The following is a 16,414-nucleotide window of genomic DNA, read 5'->3' as shown; positions in this document are numbered from 1 at the left end:
CGTCCTCGCCTTCCGGGCGGCCCGTCAGGCTCATCAGCCCCCCAAGCCCCTGGATCATGAAGTCATAACCCGCGCGCCTGGCATAGGGCCCGGTCTGGCCGAAGCCGGTAATGGAACAATAGATAAGCTGCGGGTTGAGCGCCTTCAGGCTCGCATAGTCCAGGCCGTAGGCAGCCAACCCGCCAACCTTGAAGTTCTCGATGACGATATCGCACTTGGCCGCCAGCTCACGCACCAGGCGTTGCCCTTCGGGCTGCGTGAAGTCGATGGTTACCGAGCGCTTGTTGCGATTGGCCGAAAGGTAATACGCCGCCTCGCTGGTGTTCTCACCCTCGGCGTCCTTGAGGAAGGGCGGCCCCCATGAGCGGGTATCATCGCCACTGCCAGGGCGTTCCACCTTTATCACGTCGGCACCAAGGTCAGCGAGGATCTGGCCAGCCCATGGGCCGGCCAACACGCGCGAAAGGTCCAGTACCCGCAGATGTGATAGCGCGCCCATGGGCTGGCTCCTTGTTAATAGAAGGCCTGGATACCGGTCTGCGCACGCCCCAGGATCAGTGCATGCACGTCGTGAGTACCTTCATAGGTGTTGACCACCTCAAGGTTGACCAGGTGACGGGCCACACCAAACTCGTCGGAGATGCCGTTGCCGCCCAGCATGTCACGTGCCATGCGCGCGATATCCAGGGCCTTGCCGCAGGAATTCCGCTTCATGATAGAGGTGATTTCCACCGCAGCCGTACCTTCATCTTTCATGCGCCCCAGGCGCAGGCAACCCTGCAAGGCCAGCGTGATTTCAGTCTGCATGTCCGCCAGCTTCTTCTGGATCAACTGATTCGCAGCCAAAGGTCGACCGAACTGCTGGCGGTCCAGGGTGTACTGCCGTGCGGTGTGCCAGCAGGCCTCGGCGGCGCCCAGCGCGCCCCAGGAGATGCCATAGCGGGCCGAGTTCAGGCAGGTGAACGGGCCTTTCAGCCCACGCACGTCGGGGAAGATGTTTTCTTCCGGCACGAATACGTTGTCCATGACGACTTCGCCAGTGATAGAGGCACGCAGGCCGACCTTGCCATGGATCGCCGGGGCGCTGAGGCCTTCCCAGCCTTTCTCCAGAACAAAGCCGCGAATATCACCCGCATCATCCTTGGCCCAGACCACGAATACATCGGCGATCGGGCTATTGGTGATCCACATCTTGCTGCCAGTGAGGCGATAGCCGCCGTCGACCTTCCTGGCACGGGTGATCATCGACCCAGGATCGGAGCCATGATTGGGCTCGGTGAGGCCGAAGCAACCGATCCACTCACCGCTGGCCAGCTTGGGCAGGTATTTCTGTTTTTGCGCTTCGGTGCCGAATTCGTTGATAGGCACCATTACCAGGGACGACTGCACGCTCATCATCGACCGGTAGCCCGAGTCGATACGCTCGACCTCTCGAGCGATCAGGCCGTAGCACACGTAATTCAGGCCACTGCCACCGTACTGTTCGGGAATGGTTGCCCCCAGCAAGCCGATTTCACCCATCTCGCGGAAGATCGCCGGGTCGGTCTGCTCGTGACGGAAGGCCTCGAGCACACGCGGGGCCAGCTTGTCCTGGGCGAACTGATAAGCGCTGTCACGCACCATGCGCTCTTCTTCAGTGAGCTGCTGATCGAGCAGCAGCGGGTCGATCCAGTTGAAGCTTGCTTTACCGGCCATGAGCGAAATCCTCGAAATAGGGGGCAGTTTCTTGTGCCTTTGAGCCTAGGCCTGATTAGCCGGCGGGACAAACGAGGATTGCGCACCTATTAGTGATAATTTGTCACTTCGTAAATCGGCAAAACGCCATATTGACTGCGTTACGAGTGAGGTTGACGTACATGCGCCGCAAGATCCCCAGTACCGCCGCCCTGGTTTGCTTCGAAGCAGCGGCGCGCAACGAGAGCTTTACCAAGGCCGCCCAGGAACTCGCCCTGACCCAGGGCGCTGTCTGTCGGCAGATAGGCGGCCTGGAGGCGTTCCTTAATGTCGAACTGTTCCGGCGCTCGCGACGGGGCGTGAAGCTGACCGAAGCAGGCCTGTCCTACAGCCGCCAGATAGCCGCGCAACTGGACGCCGTGGAGCGCGACACGCTCTCTGTAATGCGCCAACAGGGCGCCAATGTGATCGAACTGGCGGTAGTGCCCACCTTTGGCACCCAGTGGCTACTACCGCGCCTGAAAGACTTCCAGCAATGCCACCCCGAGGTCACGGTCAACCTCACCAACCGCACACGCCCGTTTCTGTTCGCCGACACTACCTTCGATGCCGCCATCTACTTTGGCGATGCCGACTGGTCGGGCACCCAGTCGCACCGGCTGATGGGGGAGAACCCGGTGCCGGTGTGCAGCCCGGCACTACTGGGCGAGGAGGACATGCTGGAGGCGCGGCGCATCGGGCAACTGCCACTGCTGCAGCAGAGCACCCGCCCGTACGCCTGGCGGCAGTGGTTCGGCAGCCTGGGCATGAATATGGAACGCGACATGACAGGCCCGCGCTATGAACTATTCTCGATGCTCGCCCAGGCGGCCATGCACGACATGGGTATCGCCCTGATTCCGCCGTTCCTGATTCAGCGCGAGTTGGAGGAAGGTAGGTTGGTGGTCGCTAACAGACACGCCCTGAGTAGCGACAAGGCCTACTATCTGATGATTCCGGAGCGCAAGGTCGAGTCTGGCTCGCTGCGTGCCTTTCGCGACTGGCTGCTGCACCAGGCCCAGGCCTATATAGGCAAAGCATGAACCTGCGATAACTTGACTCGGTAGTCAATTATTTTAAACACCTACAGATGTATGTATTTGTCGCATTATCGCAAACTGTTACGCAGGCATAAAAATACCCTTTAACCCTGCTTATTACGCGGCTTTGCGGGCTATTTTGCGACATTCACCCAGTCGTAAGCGAAGTGCCCTGAAATATTTTGATTTTTTCTTCTAACCTGCCAATAGCCCATGTTTGAGAGGCTGCAGCTGTAGTGCTGCGACATGCGGTCACAGGGTGACTTGTAGTTTTGAGTTCGTTTCGCTCCATAACCGGTTGAAGACCCCCGGGTTCGTCTGCAAAATGCTTCGCCCGCCCGGGATACGGCGGGTTGGCGCTCCACAGCCGCCCCAGCTCACCATCCGCAGTGTGCTGGCTTTTACAAAGACAAAGGTCACCGCAGGAGAAATAGTCGTGCACATTGGTGTTCCTCTCGAGACGCAGACCGGTGAGACAAGGGTCGCAGCGACCCCGGAAACCATCAAGAAACTGATTGGCCAGGGCCATCAGGTCACCGTCCAACGGGGGGCAGGGCTAAACGCCAGCATTCCGGACAGTGCCTATGAGGCCGTGGGCGCTTCCCTGGGGAGTGCGGCCGATGCCTACGGCGCCCAATTGGTACTCAAGGTGGTCGCGCCCAACGACCAGGAGCTGGCCCTGATCAACAGCGGCAGCCTGCTGGCGGGCATGCTCAACCCCTTCAACAGCGAGCTGATCGGCAAGATGGCCGAACGCGGTATTACCGCCTTTGCCCTTGAAGCCGCGCCACGCACCTCACGGGCACAAAGCCTGGACGTGCTGTCGTCGCAAGCCAACATCGCCGGTTACAAGGCAGTGTTGCTGGCTGCCCATCACTACCCGCGCTTCATGCCCATGCTGATGACGGCGGCCGGCACCGTAAAGGCCGCACGGGTACTGATCCTTGGGGCGGGCGTTGCCGGCCTGCAGGCCATCGCCACGGCGAAGCGGCTGGGGGCAGTGATCGAAGCGTCTGATGTGCGCCCGGCAGTGAAGGAGCAGATCGAATCGCTGGGCGCCAAATTCCTCGACGTGCCCTACGAGACCGACGAGGAGCGCGAATGCGCCGAAGGCGTCGGCGGATATGCGCGACCAATGCCGGCAAGCTGGATGCAACGCCAGGCCCAGGCCGTGCATGAGCGTGCCAAGCAGGCGGATATCGTCATCACCACGGCGCTGATTCCCGGGCGCAAGGCGCCGACCCTGCTCAGTGCCGAAACCGTTGCGCAGATGAAGCCAGGTTCGGTGGTCATCGACCTCGCCGCAGCCCAGGGCGGCAACTGCCCGCTCACCGTCGCCGACCAAGTGGTGCAACAGAACGGGGTGACCATCGTCGGCCCGACCAACCTGCCGGCCCAGGTGGGTGCCGATGCGTCGGCGCTGTACGCACGCAACCTGCTGGACTTCACGAAGCTGCTGTTCGACAAGGACGGCGCACTGGTCATCAACCTCGAAGACGACATCGTCGCGGCCTGCCTGATGTGCCGCGATGGTCAAGTCGTCCGCAAGAACGGCTAAGGAGCACGACAATGGAAGACATGCTGATTTCCCATGGCATCTACAACCTGATCATCTTCGTGCTGGCCATTTATGTGGGTTACCACGTGGTCTGGAACGTCACCCCGGCGCTGCACACCCCATTGATGGCCGTGACCAACGCCATTTCGGCGATCGTCATCGTTGGCGCCATGTTGGCCGCCGCGCTGACCGTGACCCCGGCAGGCAAGCTGATGGGTACCCTTGCCGTAGCACTGGCCGCAGTCAACGTGTTCGGTGGCTTCCTGGTCACCCGCCGCATGCTTGAGATGTTCAAGAAGAAAACCAAGAACGAGGCGCAGAAGTAAGCATGAGCATGAATCTGGTAACGCTCCTCTACCTCGTCGCCTCGATCTGCTTCATTCAGGCGCTCAAGGGCCTGTCGCACCCGACCACGTCGCGGCGCGGCAACCTGTACGGCATGATCGGCATGGGGATCGCCATCCTCACGACGGTGGGCCTCATCTATAAGCTCGCGGCGCTCTCTGTTGGCAACGGCGGGGCTACCACCGGCATCGGCTACGTGCTGGTCGGCCTGCTGATCGGCGGCACCGCCGGCTCGATCATGGCCAAGCGCGTCGAGATGACCAAGATGCCCGAGCTGGTCGCCTTCATGCACAGCATGATCGGCCTGGCTGCGGTTTTCATCGCCATCGCCGCCGTGCTCGAACCGCAATCTATGGGTATCGTTGCCGCCATCAGCGACCCGATCCCCACCGGCAACCGCCTGGAGCTGTTCCTCGGTGCAGCCATCGGTGCAGTCACCTTCTCCGGTTCGGTGATCGCCTTCGGCAAGCTGTCGGGCAAGTACAAGTTCCGCCTGTTCCAGGGCGCACCGGTACAGTTCGCCGGCCAGCACAAGCTGAACCTGATCCTCGGCCTGACCACCATTGCGCTGGGGCTGCTGTTCACCTTCACCGGCCATTACAGCGCCTTCACCCTGATGCTGGTCCTGGCCTTCATCATGGGCGTGCTGATCATCATCCCTATTGGCGGTGCAGACATGCCGGTAGTGGTGTCGATGCTCAACAGCTATTCGGGCTGGGCAGCAGCAGGTATCGGCTTCTCGCTTAACAACTCGATGCTGATCATTGCCGGCTCGCTGGTCGGCTCGTCCGGTGCGATCCTTTCGTACATCATGTGCAAGGCGATGAACCGTTCGTTCTTCAACGTCATCCTCGGCGGTTTCGGCGGTGATACCGATGCCGGCGCGGCGCAAGGTTCGAAAGAGCAGCGCCCGGTGAAGTCCGGCTCGGCCGACGATGCCACCTTCCTGCTGAGCAATGCCGACAGCGTGATCATTGTCCCTGGCTACGGCCTGGCGGTTGCCCGTGCCCAGCACGCGCTGAAGGAATTGACCGAGAAGCTGACCCACAACGGTGTGACCGTGAAATACGCGATCCACCCCGTGGCGGGGCGGATGCCCGGGCACATGAACGTGCTGCTCGCCGAAGCCGAGGTGCCTTACGACCAAGTGTTCGAGATGGAAGACATCAACGCCGAATTCGGCCAGGCCGACGTGGTTCTGGTGCTCGGTGCCAACGACGTGGTCAACCCGGCGGCGAAGAACGACCCCAAGTCGCCGATTGCCGGCATGCCTATCCTCGAAGCGTTCAAGGCCAAGACCATCATCGTCAACAAGCGCTCCATGGCCAGCGGCTATGCCGGCCTGGACAACGAGCTGTTCTATCTGGACAAGACCATGATGGTGTTCGGCGACGCCAAGAAAGTCATCGAAGACATGGTCAAGGCGGTGGAATGACGCCCGCTGCAAACCAGTTGATATAAAGGAAGCCCCGGTCAGCATGTACCGGGGCTTTTCTTTTGTTGATCCGGATCAACGGCTCTACTCCAGTGCCTCTCATACGACCATGGTCGTGGGACGGCAATGGGCGAAGTCTCTAGACTGCGCTGCAGTAGTTTCAGTAGCCCGAGATAACAATCCATGTACCGTGATCGTATCCGCTTGTCCTCCCTGCACAGCAAGGTAATGAGTGCGGCTGATGCCGCTGGTCTGATCGAGGACGGCATGACCGTCGGCATGAGCGGTTTCACCCGCGCCGGCGAAGCCAAGGCCGTACCGCATGCCCTGGCCGAACGTGCCAAGCAGTCGCCACTGAAAATCAGCCTGATGACCGGCGCCAGCCTCGGCAACGACCTGGACAAGCAACTGACCGAGGCCGGCGTGCTGGCTCGCCGCATGCCGTTCCAGGTCGACAGCACCCTGCGCAAGGCCATCAACGATGGCAAGGTGATGTTCATCGACCAGCACCTGTCTGAAACCGTCGAACAACTGCGCAACCAGCAGCTCAAGCTGCCGGACATCGCCGTGATCGAAGCCGTGGCCATTACCGAGCAAGGGCACATCGTGCCGACCACCTCGGTGGGCAACTCGGCCAGCTTTGCGATCTTCGCCAAGCAGGTGATTGTCGAGATCAACCTCTCGCACAACACCAACCTCGAAGGCCTGCACGACATCTATATCCCGACCTACCGGCCGACCCGCACGCCAATCCCGCTGGTCAAGGTCGATGATCGCATCGGCAGCAGCGCAATCCCGATCGACCCGGCCAAGATCGTCGGCATCGTCATCAGCAACCAGCCGGACTCACCGTCCACCGTGCTGCCGCCGGATGGCGAAACCCAGGGCATCGCCGACCACCTGATCGACTTCCTCAAGAAGGAAGTCGACGCTGGCCGCATGACCAACAAGCTCGGCCCGCTGCAGGCCGGTATCGGCAGCATCGCCAACGCGGTGATGTGCGGCCTGATCGACTCGCCGTTCGAAGACCTGACCATGTACTCCGAAGTACTCCAGGATTCCACCTTCGACCTGATCGACGCCGGCAAACTCAGCTTCGCCTCGGGCAGCTCGATCACCTTGTCGACCCGCCGCAATGCTGACGTGTTCGGCAACCTGGAGCGCTACAAGGACAAGCTGGTACTGCGTCCGCAAGAAATCTCCAACCACCCGGAAGTAGTGCGTCGCCTGGGCATTATCGGCATCAACACCGCACTGGAGTTCGATATCTACGGCAACGTCAACTCCACCCACGTGTGCGGCACCAGGATGATGAACGGTATTGGTGGCTCGGGTGACTTTGCCCGTAATGCCCACCTGGCCGTGTTCGTCACCAAGTCGATTGCCAAAGGCGGGGCGATTTCCAGCGTGGTGCCGATGGTCAGCCATGTCGACCACACCGAGCACGACGTGGACATCCTGGTCACCGAGCAAGGCCTGGCCGACCTGCGAGGCCTGGCGCCGCGCGAGCGCGCACGGGCGATCATCGACAACTGTGTTCATCCTGACTACCGGGCGGCGCTGAACGACTACTTCGATCGCGCCTGCGAACGTGGCGGCCATACCCCGCATATCCTGCGTGAAGCACTGAGCTGGCACGAAAACCTGGAAGAAACCGGGCGCATGCTGGCTAGCTGATCCACCTCTGGTCGGGATAGCAGGGCAACACTGCTGTCCCGATAACGCTCTCTGCAGGAGCGGCTTTAATCGCCGACACCGGCACAGCCGGTGCCAGCCACCGCTTTGCGGAGTGTTCGCGACACGCCGCTCAACTCCTCAACCTAACTGCGATCATAAACTGTCCTACTGTACTGGTATTTCTACCAGCCTTTAGCTTGCCCTATCCGCCTCCAACCTCAAAACGCACCAATAATGTGCAGACCAGTACAGTTACGCCAATTTCGAGTGCAACAGTAGGGTTACACAGTTAACTGAGCCATCGTCTTTCAACAGAACTGTATCTACTGTTATGGACAAGAGAGGAGGATCATTGGCATCAGTTAAACCACTACCTAATCCCGCCATAAGCGGAAGGATGAAGCATCATGGAACGTACCCTCAGTTCCGGTCTCGTTTTTGAAAGCAACACCCAGCAATCCAACGCCTCGATGCCGCTGCGCGCATTGTCCACCCTGCTGCTGTGGCAGCGCCGCATGGCCAGCCGCCGTCAACTGGCTCGCCTGGACGCCCGCCTGCTGGCTGATGCCGGTATCAGCGAGTCGCAGCGTTACGAAGAGCTGAGCAAGCCTTTCTGGCGTTAAGCTCCGGCTTGCCGGCTTCGGCCGGCACCGCGAATTTCAAAAACCCGCTGCAGGTGACTGCAGCGGGTTTTTTTGTGTTTAAGGGCGCGTGCTAGAGCGATCCGCTCGCAACAGGTACAATTTTCTAGTTTCGGATTATGACAGGTACAGTTCCTTGGCGCGCTGTTGATTAACATCCAGAAACACCCGCGCGTGATACGCTTCGCTTAACAGTCTGGTAGAACCGCTGTACAAAGTACCGAGACGCGCTATCCAGGCGTCCGATAAACAGAACACCCGACCCAAGTCCAGGAGTCCACCATCATGTCCCGTAATTACCTGATTGGCGCTGCCCTGATGCTGAGCCTGGCAGGCACTGCACACGCCACCAGCTTCGTTGTCACCACCGACGCCGTCGTTGGCGCTGTAGCCGCGTCCACCGATGCTACCTCCGATGTTTCCTCTTCGTTCCGTGACGACAAGATCGTCCAGGCCGCCCGTGACGACGCTGCCAGCTTCGTTGGCAGCCAAGGGGACATCCGCGGTGCCAAGCTGGAAAGCGCTTTCCTGCACATCCGCTCGCAAATGCCGGCCCTGCAGGCCACTGACGCGCAACTGGCCCAGGCCATCCTGGCGATCTGATCCTGGCTGAGCCATACGGCTGTGCTGGTCACCAGCACAGCCTCGCCCACCCTTGCCCCCACGTTTTCCAGTTGTTGTGGAGCCCATGCGTTATCTGTTGCCGCTGCTGTTCTCCGTCGCTGGCATGGCCAGCGCCCATGCCATGGATACCACCACGCAAAGCCTGGTCATCACCGGCTACGTCACCAGCCAGGTGACCACCGCACCGTTCGACCGCAAGCTGGTCCGCCAGGCCCGCGACGACGCCGCTGCCTTTGTCGCCAGCGACGGCCAGATCCGCGGTGCACGGCTGGAAGCAGCGCTGGAATCATTACGCCACAATTGCTCACGACACACCGTCGGTGATCTGGAACTGGCGCAGGCAATTCTCGTCCAATAGCAACAACTGACTCCCTGTATTTTTCGGAGATGCTCCATGCGTAAACCGCTGATTGCCGCTACCCTCGGCATGCTGCTGCTGGCCGACCTGGCTCAGGCACAGACCCTGGTGGCCACCAGCAACATCATCGTGCGTGCCTTTGGCCGTTCGATCGACTTCACCTCTGACACCACCACCTCGATCCGCGACTCCAAGGTAGTACGCGAAGCCCACGACGACGCTGCCAGCTTCGTCGCCAGCAATGGCGACATCCGCGGCGCCCAGCTCGAAGCGGCCTTCAACACCTTGCGCGAGCGCGTGCCAGAAGCGCGAGGCGCCAGCGACCAAGTGCTGGCCGAAGCCATTCTGGCCCTGTGAACGGCGTGCGCGCCTGGCTGCTCGGCTGCGCCCTGACGCTGCTCGGCACGCCCGCCTTGGCCGACCTGCAGCTTGAGCTGCAGGCATCTGGCCTCGACCCGCAGCAAACCCAAGCCACCCAGGCCCTCCTCGACGAGGCCCTGGGCAAGTTGCCGCCACGCTTCAAGCAACAGCTGGACCGCCGCGTGCTGGTCAGCTGGAGCGACAAGATGCCAGCAGACGCCTATGGCCAGGCCTCGCTGGTTTCCACCCTTGAACTCAATCGCAGCCTGCTGCCCGGCCTTGCCGATGGCAGCGCCGCCAGTCAACGCACCGATCGCCCCCATGGCACAGTGCGTGAAGAGCTGTTGGCCACCGTGCTGCACGAGCTGACCCATATCTACGACCGCGCCCGGCTGTGGCCCAGCGCCGAAAATTCGCTGATCGCCCGCTGCAAGCGCCAGCAAGGCACGCTGGGCAAGATCGGCCTGCGCGAGGAGTGCCGTGGCCAGGCCGAGCGGCGTTTCACCCTCAGCGACGACCCGCGCCTGCTCGACCTGGCCGGCTGGCAACAGTACGTGGGCCGGCGCGGCGAGCGCGAACAACACAATGGCCAGTTCGTGCGCAGCCCCGATAGCTACGAGCTGAGCAGCCCTAAGGAATACATCGCGGTCAACATGGAGTATTTCCTTCTCGACCCGAGCTACGGCTGCCGCCGCCCGGCGCTAAACCAGTACCTGCGCGAGCACTTCGGCTGGGCTCCGCAACAGGACACCTGCGCCAAGGGCCTGCCCTTCATCAATGCCGGCAGCGACTTCGCCCGCCAGCCGCTGGGTGAAATCGACCCCGAGCGGGTCTACGAAGTGGACTATTTGCTGGCCGAAGCCAACCAGAACCTGGTCAGCCGTTGGGGCCACAGCATGCTGCGCCTGGTGATCTGCAAGCCTGGCCGGCCTCGCGGGCCGGACTGCCGCCTGGACCTCGAACAGAGCCTGGTGCTGTCGTACCGCGCCTTTGTCAACGATGTGCAGCTGTCCAGCTGGGACGGCCTGATCGGTGTCTACCCGTCGCGGCTGTTCGTGCTGCCGCTGGGCCAGGTGATCGACGAATACACCAAGACCGAGCTGCGTAGCCTGGCCTCGGTGCCTTTGAAGCTGAACCGTGAAGAAGTTGAGAACCTGGTGCGCCAGGCCGCCGAGATGCACTGGAGCTACGACGGCAACTACTGGTTCCTGTCCAACAACTGCGCGGTCGAGTCGTTGAAGCTGCTGCGCAGCGGCACCGCCAACTCACGCCTGAACGACCTCGACAGCATCATGCCCAATGGCTTGCTGGCGGTGCTCAAGGGCAGGGGGCTGGCCGATACCAGCGTGCTCGACGACCCGCGAGAGGCCCTGCGCCTGGGCTACCGCTTCGACTCCTACCGAGATCGCTACCAGGCCATGTTCGAGGTGCTGAAGAAGCAGTTGCCGATCAAGCAAGCGCTGGTGGAAGACTGGCTGGCCCAGGACGCCGAACAACGCCGCCCCTGGTTCGCCCAGGCCGACCTGCGCACCAGCGCGGCCTTGCTGCTGCTCGAGCAGGCCAGCTTGCGCCGGCAACTGCTGCTGGCCCAGGACGAGGTGAAACAGCGCTACCTGAATGCCGCCGCGCTGAAAGATGGCAGCATCAACAAAGCCGACGCGACGCTCAAGCAGATGCTTGCCAACAGCGGCTTCCTCAGCCGCCCGGCAGAATTGCTCGATGCCAAGGGCTATGGTTTGCCGCAGCCAGAGGAGCGCACGCACCTGGAGAAGGTGAGCGGCGAGCGCCAGGCGCAGCTGTTGCGCCTGAGCACCAGCCTGGACAAGGAGGTGAGGGCGCTGCTGGAGCCTTCGCGCGCCAAGGAAATTGCCGCGGTCGAAGCCAATGTGAAGCAGATCGGCGAGCATTTACGGGCGCTGCATAAAGCCGCGGGTGGTCTGCAGTTGTAAGTATGGCTGTACCGGCACAATCCCTTACTGGATTTCGCCGTCCTCTTCTGGCAGATCCTCATCCAGATGCAACCACGGCAACCGGCTGCTTACCCAGATATGCCGGTTGGCCCGTACCCGCTCCGGGTGGTCCAGCGTCGCCACCGTCACATCGACCGTCTCCGGGCTGTGCGTGGTCACCAACGCCACATGCGCCCCGCAATGCCCACAGAAGTACCGGCTGCAACTGGCCGGCGCCACATAGCACCCCGGTTCACCTTGCAGCCACTGGAAACCTGAGCGGGGCAGGGTGAGCCAGGTCACCACCAGCCCGCCGCTCACCCGCCGGCAGATCGAGCAATGGCAATGGGCAATATCGGTCAGCTCACCCACCAACCGGTACCGCAATGCGCCGCAATGGCAGCCACCTTCGGTTACATCGTGCATCACCTACCTCTCGTCGCCTTTGCATCAGCGAAAGCTGGCTGAAAGCTTGTGCTCATAGGATAGCCCCCACTACCGGCACAAGACCGGTCAGCCAGGGCACCCGGTAAACACCGCGCCCGGCCCAATCAACAACAACAATGGTGATTCTGATGTATTCCTGTGCCCGCCTTTTCGCAGTCCCCCTTCGCATGCTCCCTGCACAGCGCCCCACGCGCTGATCCGCCCGAATCGACTTACCTTTCGCCGCGCCACGCCTGGAGTATTGCCATGCTGACCTTCCTCGGCTTTGCCATGGTCATCACCTTCATGTACCTGATCATGACCAAGCGCCTGTCGGCCTTGATCGCGCTGATCCTGGTACCGATCCTGTTCGCCCTGTTCGGCGGCTTTTCCGCCAAGATCGGCCCGATGATGCTCGAAGGCATCAGCAAGCTTGCGCCGACCGGCGTGATGCTGATGTTCGCCATCCTCTACTTTGCCCTGATGATCGACTCCGGCCTGTTCGACCCGGCCGTGCGCAAGATCCTCAAGCTGGTCAAGGGCGACCCGCTGAAAGTCTCTGTCGGTACCGCCGTGCTGGCCCTGGTGGTCTCGCTGGACGGTGACGGCGCCACCACCTACATGATCTGCTGCGCCGCCATGCTGCCGATGTACAGCCGCCTGGGCATGAGCCCGCGGATCATGGCCGGCCTGATCATTCTCGCCGGCGGGGTGATGAACATGACCCCCTGGGGTGGCCCCACAGCCCGCGCCGCCAGCGCCCTGCATGTCGACCCGTCGGACATTTTCGTGCCGATGATCCCGGCCATGCTGTTTGGCGTGCTGGCGATCCTGGCCATTGCCTACCTGTACGGCAAGCGTGAGCGGGCCCGCCTGGGCGAACTGCACCTGCCTACCGACGACATCGACCACAGCAAAATCAGCGTATCGCAGTACCCGGATGCACGCCGGCCCAAGCTGCTGTACTTCAACGGTGCCCTGACTGCGGCGCTGATGGTGGCGCTGATTGCCGGTGTGCTGCCGCTGCCAGTGCTGTTCATGATCGCCTTCAGCATCGCCATGATCGTCAACTACCCGTGCCTGCAGCAGCAAAAGGACCGCATCGCCGCCCACGCCGGCAGCGTGCTGGCCGTGACCGGGCTGATCTTCGCCGCCGGTATCTTCACCGGTATCCTGTCGGGCACCGGCATGGTCGACGCCATGTCCAAGAGCCTGCTGGCAGTCATCCCCGAGGCACTGGGCCCGTACCTGGCGGTGATCACCGCGATCGTGAGCATGCCGTTCACCTTCTTCATGTCCAACGACGCCTTCTACTACGGCGTATTGCCGGTACTGGCCGAGGCCGCCAGCCACTACGGCATCACCCCGGTGGAAATGGCCCGTGCGTCGATCGTCGGGCAGCCGGTACACCTGCTCAGCCCCTTGGTACCCTCCACCTACTTGCTGGTGGCACTGGCCGGCATCGAGTTCGGTGACCATCAGCGCTTCACCTTGAAGTGGGCAGTGCTGGTGTGCCTGTGCATAATGCTCGCCGCATTGCTGATGGGCATTTTTCCGCTGTTCAGTAGTCTTTAATAAACGCGTATTACCTACCGCGACGCGCCCTGGTTAGGGCGCGTTGCCATTACCGCTTGAAGGAAAACACATGGAATGGCTGACCAGCCCGGAAATCTGGGTTGCCTTTTTTACCCTTACCGCGCTTGAGATCGTGCTCGGCATCGACAACATCATCATGATCTCGATCCTGGTCAGCCGCATGCCCAAGCACATGCAGCCTCGCACCCGGATCTTCGGCCTGGCCCTGGCCATGGTCACCCGCATCATGCTGTTGCTGTCGATCACCTGGGTCATGCGGCTTACCGCCGACCTGTTCGTGGTGTTCGGCGAGGGCATCTCCGGACGTGACCTGATCCTGTTCTTCGGTGGCCTGTTCCTGTTGTGGAAAAGCTCGCAGGAGATCTACCACGGCCTGGAGGGCGAGGACGAAAACGCCGACACGCCCAAAGGCGCAGGTGGCAAGTTCTTCTACACCATCATCCAGATCGCCATCATCGATATCGTGTTCTCGCTGGACTCGGTGATCACGGCGGTGGGCATGGTTTCCCACGTACCAGTGATGATCGCAGCCATCGTCGTGGCTGTGCTGGTGATGATGCTGTGCGCCGGTGCCATCAGCAACTTCATCGACAAACACCCGTCGCTGAAGATGCTCGCGCTTTCGTTCCTGATCGTGGTGGGTACCGTACTGATCGCCGAGGCTTTCGACGTGCATGTGCCGAAAGGCTACGTCTACTTCGCCATGGCCTTCTCGCTGGCGGTAGAGGCCATCAACATCCGCATGCGCACTGCGCTCGCCCGCAAGGACGGCAAGGAGCAAGACCCAGTGAAACTGCGCAAGGACATCCCGGGTCAGTAAGATCACGGAGCGCAGCATCTTGAGGGCCCTTCGGGGCCCTTTTCATTTTTGCCGTGTTTCAAATGGAAGACCTTCGTGCGAAGCTGGCGACAGCTGTGCAAAACAACTAAAGCTTTGAGTGAGCACTGAAAATTCTTCAACCGCTCACGCTTCTTCTCTTGGCCCGCTGGGCCTATGCAACAGGGGGCCTTCGCCATGCTGACCCTGCTCAACCTGCTTTCAGCCGTGACACTTCTGGTCTGGGGCACCCATATCGTGCGTACCGGCATCCTCCGGGTATTCGGCTCGGACCTGCGGCGCATCATCAGCCAGAACATGAACAAGCGACCGCTTGCGTTCATTGCCGGCATCCTCGTCACCGCCATGGTGCAGAGCAGTAACGCCACCGCCATGCTGGTCACCTCATTCGTCGGCCAGGGCCTGATGGCCATGACCCCGGCGCTGGCGATCATGCTCGGGGCCGATGTGGGTACCGCGCTGATGGCCCGAGTACTGACCTTCGACCTGTCCTGGCTGTCGCCGCTGCTGATCTTCCTGGGAGTCATCTTCTTTCTCTCGCGCAAGCAGACGCGCGCCGGGCAACTGGGCCGGGTAGGCATAGGGCTTGGCCTGATCATCCTGGCACTGGAGCTGATCGTGCAGGCAGCTGCGCCGATCACCCATGCCCAAGGGGTAAAAGTACTGTTCGCGTCGCTGACCGGCGACATTCTGCTCGATGCCCTGGTCGGCGCACTGTTCGCCATGGTGTCCTATTCCAGCCTCGCCGCCGTGCTGCTCACCGCGACGCTGGCCGGCGCCGAAGTGATCAGCCTGCCGGTAGCCATCGGCCTGGTGGTCGGCGCCAACATCGGCAGCGGTCTGCTGGCCTTCATCAGCACCAGCATGCAGAACGCCGCCGGGCGGCGAGTCGCCCTGGGCAGCCTGCTGTACAAGCTGATCGGCCTGCTACTGATAATCCCGGTACTGCATCCGCTGGTCGAATGGATGGACTCGCTGAGTTTCAGCCCGCAGGAACTGGTCATCGGCTTCCACCTGCTCTACAACACGCTGCGCTGCGTGATCATGCTGCCCACGGTCAAGCCCATGGGCCGGCTGTGCAACAGCCTGTTGCCGGAGCGGGAAGCCAGCAATGGCCAGGTGCGCCCGCGCCACCTCGACACCTCGGCGCTGGAAACGCCCAGCCTGGCACTGGCCAACGCCGCGCGCGAAACCCTGCGCCTGGGCGATATCGTCGACAACCTGCTCGAAGCCATGCTCGGCGCTTTGCGCGGCACCCAGACCGCGTTGCCGCAGCAGGTCCGCGCCCTGGGCGAGGATGCCGAAGCCCTCTACAGCGCGATCAAGCTGTACCTGGCGCAGATGTCGCGCGAAGACCTCAGCGAACAGGACAACCGCCGCTGGGCCGAAATCATCGAACTGGCAATCAACCTCAAGCTGGCCTGCGACCTGATCGAACGGATGCTGCGCAAGGTCCAGCAGCAGAAAACCAGTCAGCGCCGCGACTTTTCCCAGGTGGGGCTGGAAGAGCTGACCGGCCTGCAGGAACAATTGCTGGCCAACTTGCGCCTGGGCCTGTCGGTGTTCCTCAGTGCCGATCCGGAAAGCGCCCGTTTGCTGCTGCGCGAAAAACGCCGTTTCCGCGCCCAGGAACGGCGGCTTGCCCACGCCCATGTCAGCCGCCTGCAACGCAAGGTGGTGCAAAGCATCGAGACCAGTTCGCTACACTTGGAGCTGATCGCCGACATGAAGCGGTTGAACTCTTTGTTCTGTAGCAGTGCCTATGTGGTACTGGGCGGCTCGGACACGGGCGGGCTGATGCTCGACAGCGTGCCGGACGAAGCCCGATTGCCGTGATTTCTCCACCCGAGGACC

At 61.6% G+C, this 16,414-nt stretch carries 16 protein-coding genes (1 of these 16 cut by a window edge); 13 read left to right on the top strand and 3 right to left on the bottom strand.

All coding sequences use genetic code 11. The annotated features are described in order from the left end of the window. A protein-coding gene (locus tag AC5O5R_RS00585; protein WP_494514886.1) for a CaiB/BaiF CoA transferase family protein crosses the window boundary here: on the bottom strand, positions 1-499 show its 5' end (the start). The gene continues 722 nt to the left of window position 1, outside the view; the window shows 499 of its 1,221 coding nt (coding positions 1-499); the start codon lies at positions 497-499; its stop codon lies beyond the left edge, outside the window. A gap of 14 nt (positions 500-513) precedes the next feature. After that, entirely contained in the window at positions 514-1,695 is a 1,182-nt protein-coding gene (locus tag AC5O5R_RS00580; RefSeq protein ID WP_172221783.1) for an acyl-CoA dehydrogenase, read from the bottom strand. A 161-nt stretch (positions 1,696-1,856) separates the two neighbouring features. On the opposite strand from AC5O5R_RS00580, the gene AC5O5R_RS00575 reads away from it, so the two are divergent. The 10 genes from AC5O5R_RS00575 to AC5O5R_RS00530 all read left to right on the top strand — a co-directional run bounded on the left by AC5O5R_RS00575 (position 1,857) and on the right by AC5O5R_RS00530 (position 11,700). Then, positions 1,857-2,756, top strand: a complete 900-nt coding sequence (locus tag AC5O5R_RS00575; protein ID WP_494514885.1) for a LysR family transcriptional regulator — start codon at positions 1,857-1,859, stop codon at positions 2,754-2,756. 433 nt (positions 2,757-3,189) lie between these two features. Further along, a complete protein-coding gene (locus AC5O5R_RS00570) occupies positions 3,190-4,311 on the top strand; it encodes a Re/Si-specific NAD(P)(+) transhydrogenase subunit alpha (protein ID WP_172221789.1) in 1,122 nt (373 codons plus the stop codon). An 11-nt stretch (positions 4,312-4,322) separates the two neighbouring features. After that, positions 4,323-4,637: an NAD(P) transhydrogenase subunit alpha part 2 gene (locus AC5O5R_RS00565; protein WP_003256966.1), complete on the top strand. Its 315-nt coding sequence runs from the start codon at positions 4,323-4,325 to the stop codon at positions 4,635-4,637. 2 nt (positions 4,638-4,639) lie between these two features. Next, positions 4,640-6,091: an NAD(P)(+) transhydrogenase (Re/Si-specific) subunit beta gene (locus AC5O5R_RS00560; RefSeq protein WP_172221792.1), complete on the top strand. Its 1,452-nt coding sequence runs from the start codon at positions 4,640-4,642 to the stop codon at positions 6,089-6,091. 183 nt (positions 6,092-6,274) lie between these two features. Then, positions 6,275-7,768 (top strand): succinyl-CoA:acetate CoA-transferase ScpC, encoded by a 1,494-nt coding sequence (gene scpC / locus AC5O5R_RS00555; RefSeq protein WP_172221795.1) that lies wholly within the window; start codon positions 6,275-6,277, stop codon positions 7,766-7,768. 407 nt (positions 7,769-8,175) lie between these two features. Then, positions 8,176-8,391: a DUF1127 domain-containing protein gene (locus AC5O5R_RS00550; RefSeq protein ID WP_172221798.1), complete on the top strand. Its 216-nt coding sequence runs from the start codon at positions 8,176-8,178 to the stop codon at positions 8,389-8,391. A gap of 303 nt (positions 8,392-8,694) precedes the next feature. Continuing rightward, the gene (locus tag AC5O5R_RS00545) at positions 8,695-9,012 is read left to right on the top strand and encodes a DUF2388 domain-containing protein (protein WP_172221801.1); all 318 of its coding nucleotides are present in this window, start codon (positions 8,695-8,697) and stop codon (positions 9,010-9,012) included. A gap of 85 nt (positions 9,013-9,097) precedes the next feature. Then, positions 9,098-9,391, top strand: a complete 294-nt coding sequence (locus tag AC5O5R_RS00540; protein ID WP_172221804.1) for a DUF2388 domain-containing protein — start codon at positions 9,098-9,100, stop codon at positions 9,389-9,391. A gap of 36 nt (positions 9,392-9,427) precedes the next feature. Continuing rightward, the gene (locus AC5O5R_RS00535) at positions 9,428-9,748 is read left to right on the top strand and encodes a DUF2388 domain-containing protein (RefSeq protein WP_012316830.1); all 321 of its coding nucleotides are present in this window, start codon (positions 9,428-9,430) and stop codon (positions 9,746-9,748) included. Next, positions 9,745-11,700 (top strand): DUF7844 domain-containing protein, encoded by a 1,956-nt coding sequence (locus tag AC5O5R_RS00530; RefSeq protein WP_494514884.1) that lies wholly within the window; start codon positions 9,745-9,747, stop codon positions 11,698-11,700. Before AC5O5R_RS00535 ends, AC5O5R_RS00530 begins: the two co-directional genes overlap by 4 nt. 24 nt (positions 11,701-11,724) lie before the next feature. Here the strand turns inward: AC5O5R_RS00530 and AC5O5R_RS00525 are convergent, their stop codons facing one another. Beyond that, positions 11,725-12,126: a GFA family protein gene (locus AC5O5R_RS00525; RefSeq protein WP_172221810.1), complete on the bottom strand. Its 402-nt coding sequence runs from the start codon at positions 12,124-12,126 to the stop codon at positions 11,725-11,727. Between the two features lie 267 nt (positions 12,127-12,393). On the opposite strand from AC5O5R_RS00525, the gene AC5O5R_RS00520 reads away from it, so the two are divergent. The 3 genes from AC5O5R_RS00520 (at position 12,394) to AC5O5R_RS00510 (ending at position 16,396) form a co-directional block, all read left to right on the top strand. Then, complete coding sequence (locus AC5O5R_RS00520) at positions 12,394-13,701, top strand: CitMHS family transporter (protein ID WP_494514883.1); 1,308 nt, start codon at positions 12,394-12,396, stop codon at positions 13,699-13,701. Positions 13,702-13,771: 70 nt separating this feature from the next. Next, positions 13,772-14,542, top strand: coding sequence for a TerC family protein (locus tag AC5O5R_RS00515; protein ID WP_172221816.1), 771 nt, complete (start codon positions 13,772-13,774; stop codon positions 14,540-14,542). Between the two features lie 195 nt (positions 14,543-14,737). Further along, on the top strand, positions 14,738-16,396 hold the full coding sequence (locus AC5O5R_RS00510; protein ID WP_172221819.1) for a Na/Pi cotransporter family protein: 1,659 nt from the start codon (positions 14,738-14,740) through the stop codon (positions 16,394-16,396). The last annotated feature ends 18 nt before the right edge of the window (positions 16,397-16,414 follow it).

It is taken from the genome of Pseudomonas sp. 8_5_2 (assembly GCF_059295255.1).
This window is presented reverse-complemented; position numbering and strand designations above follow the sequence as displayed.

Coding starts and splice junctions, on each gene's coding strand:
- AC5O5R_RS00535 (WP_012316830.1), top strand. CDS start 9,428: ATGCGTAAACCGCTGATTGCCGCTACCCTCGGCATGCTGCTGCTGGCC.
- AC5O5R_RS00540 (WP_172221804.1), top strand. CDS start 9,098: ATGCGTTATCTGTTGCCGCTGCTGTTCTCCGTCGCTGGCATGGCCAGC.
- AC5O5R_RS00580 (WP_172221783.1), bottom strand. CDS start 1,695: ATGGCCGGTAAAGCAAGCTTCAACTGGATCGACCCGCTGCTGCTCGAT.
- AC5O5R_RS00575 (WP_494514885.1), top strand. CDS start 1,857: ATGCGCCGCAAGATCCCCAGTACCGCCGCCCTGGTTTGCTTCGAAGCA.
- AC5O5R_RS00565 (WP_003256966.1), top strand. CDS start 4,323: ATGGAAGACATGCTGATTTCCCATGGCATCTACAACCTGATCATCTTC.
- AC5O5R_RS00520 (WP_494514883.1), top strand. CDS start 12,394: ATGCTGACCTTCCTCGGCTTTGCCATGGTCATCACCTTCATGTACCTG.
- AC5O5R_RS00510 (WP_172221819.1), top strand. CDS start 14,738: ATGCTGACCCTGCTCAACCTGCTTTCAGCCGTGACACTTCTGGTCTGG.
- AC5O5R_RS00560 (WP_172221792.1), top strand. CDS start 4,640: ATGAGCATGAATCTGGTAACGCTCCTCTACCTCGTCGCCTCGATCTGC.
- AC5O5R_RS00515 (WP_172221816.1), top strand. CDS start 13,772: ATGGAATGGCTGACCAGCCCGGAAATCTGGGTTGCCTTTTTTACCCTT.
- scpC (WP_172221795.1), top strand. CDS start 6,275: ATGTACCGTGATCGTATCCGCTTGTCCTCCCTGCACAGCAAGGTAATG.
- AC5O5R_RS00545 (WP_172221801.1), top strand. CDS start 8,695: ATGTCCCGTAATTACCTGATTGGCGCTGCCCTGATGCTGAGCCTGGCA.
- AC5O5R_RS00525 (WP_172221810.1), bottom strand. CDS start 12,126: ATGCACGATGTAACCGAAGGTGGCTGCCATTGCGGCGCATTGCGGTAC.
- AC5O5R_RS00550 (WP_172221798.1), top strand. CDS start 8,176: ATGGAACGTACCCTCAGTTCCGGTCTCGTTTTTGAAAGCAACACCCAG.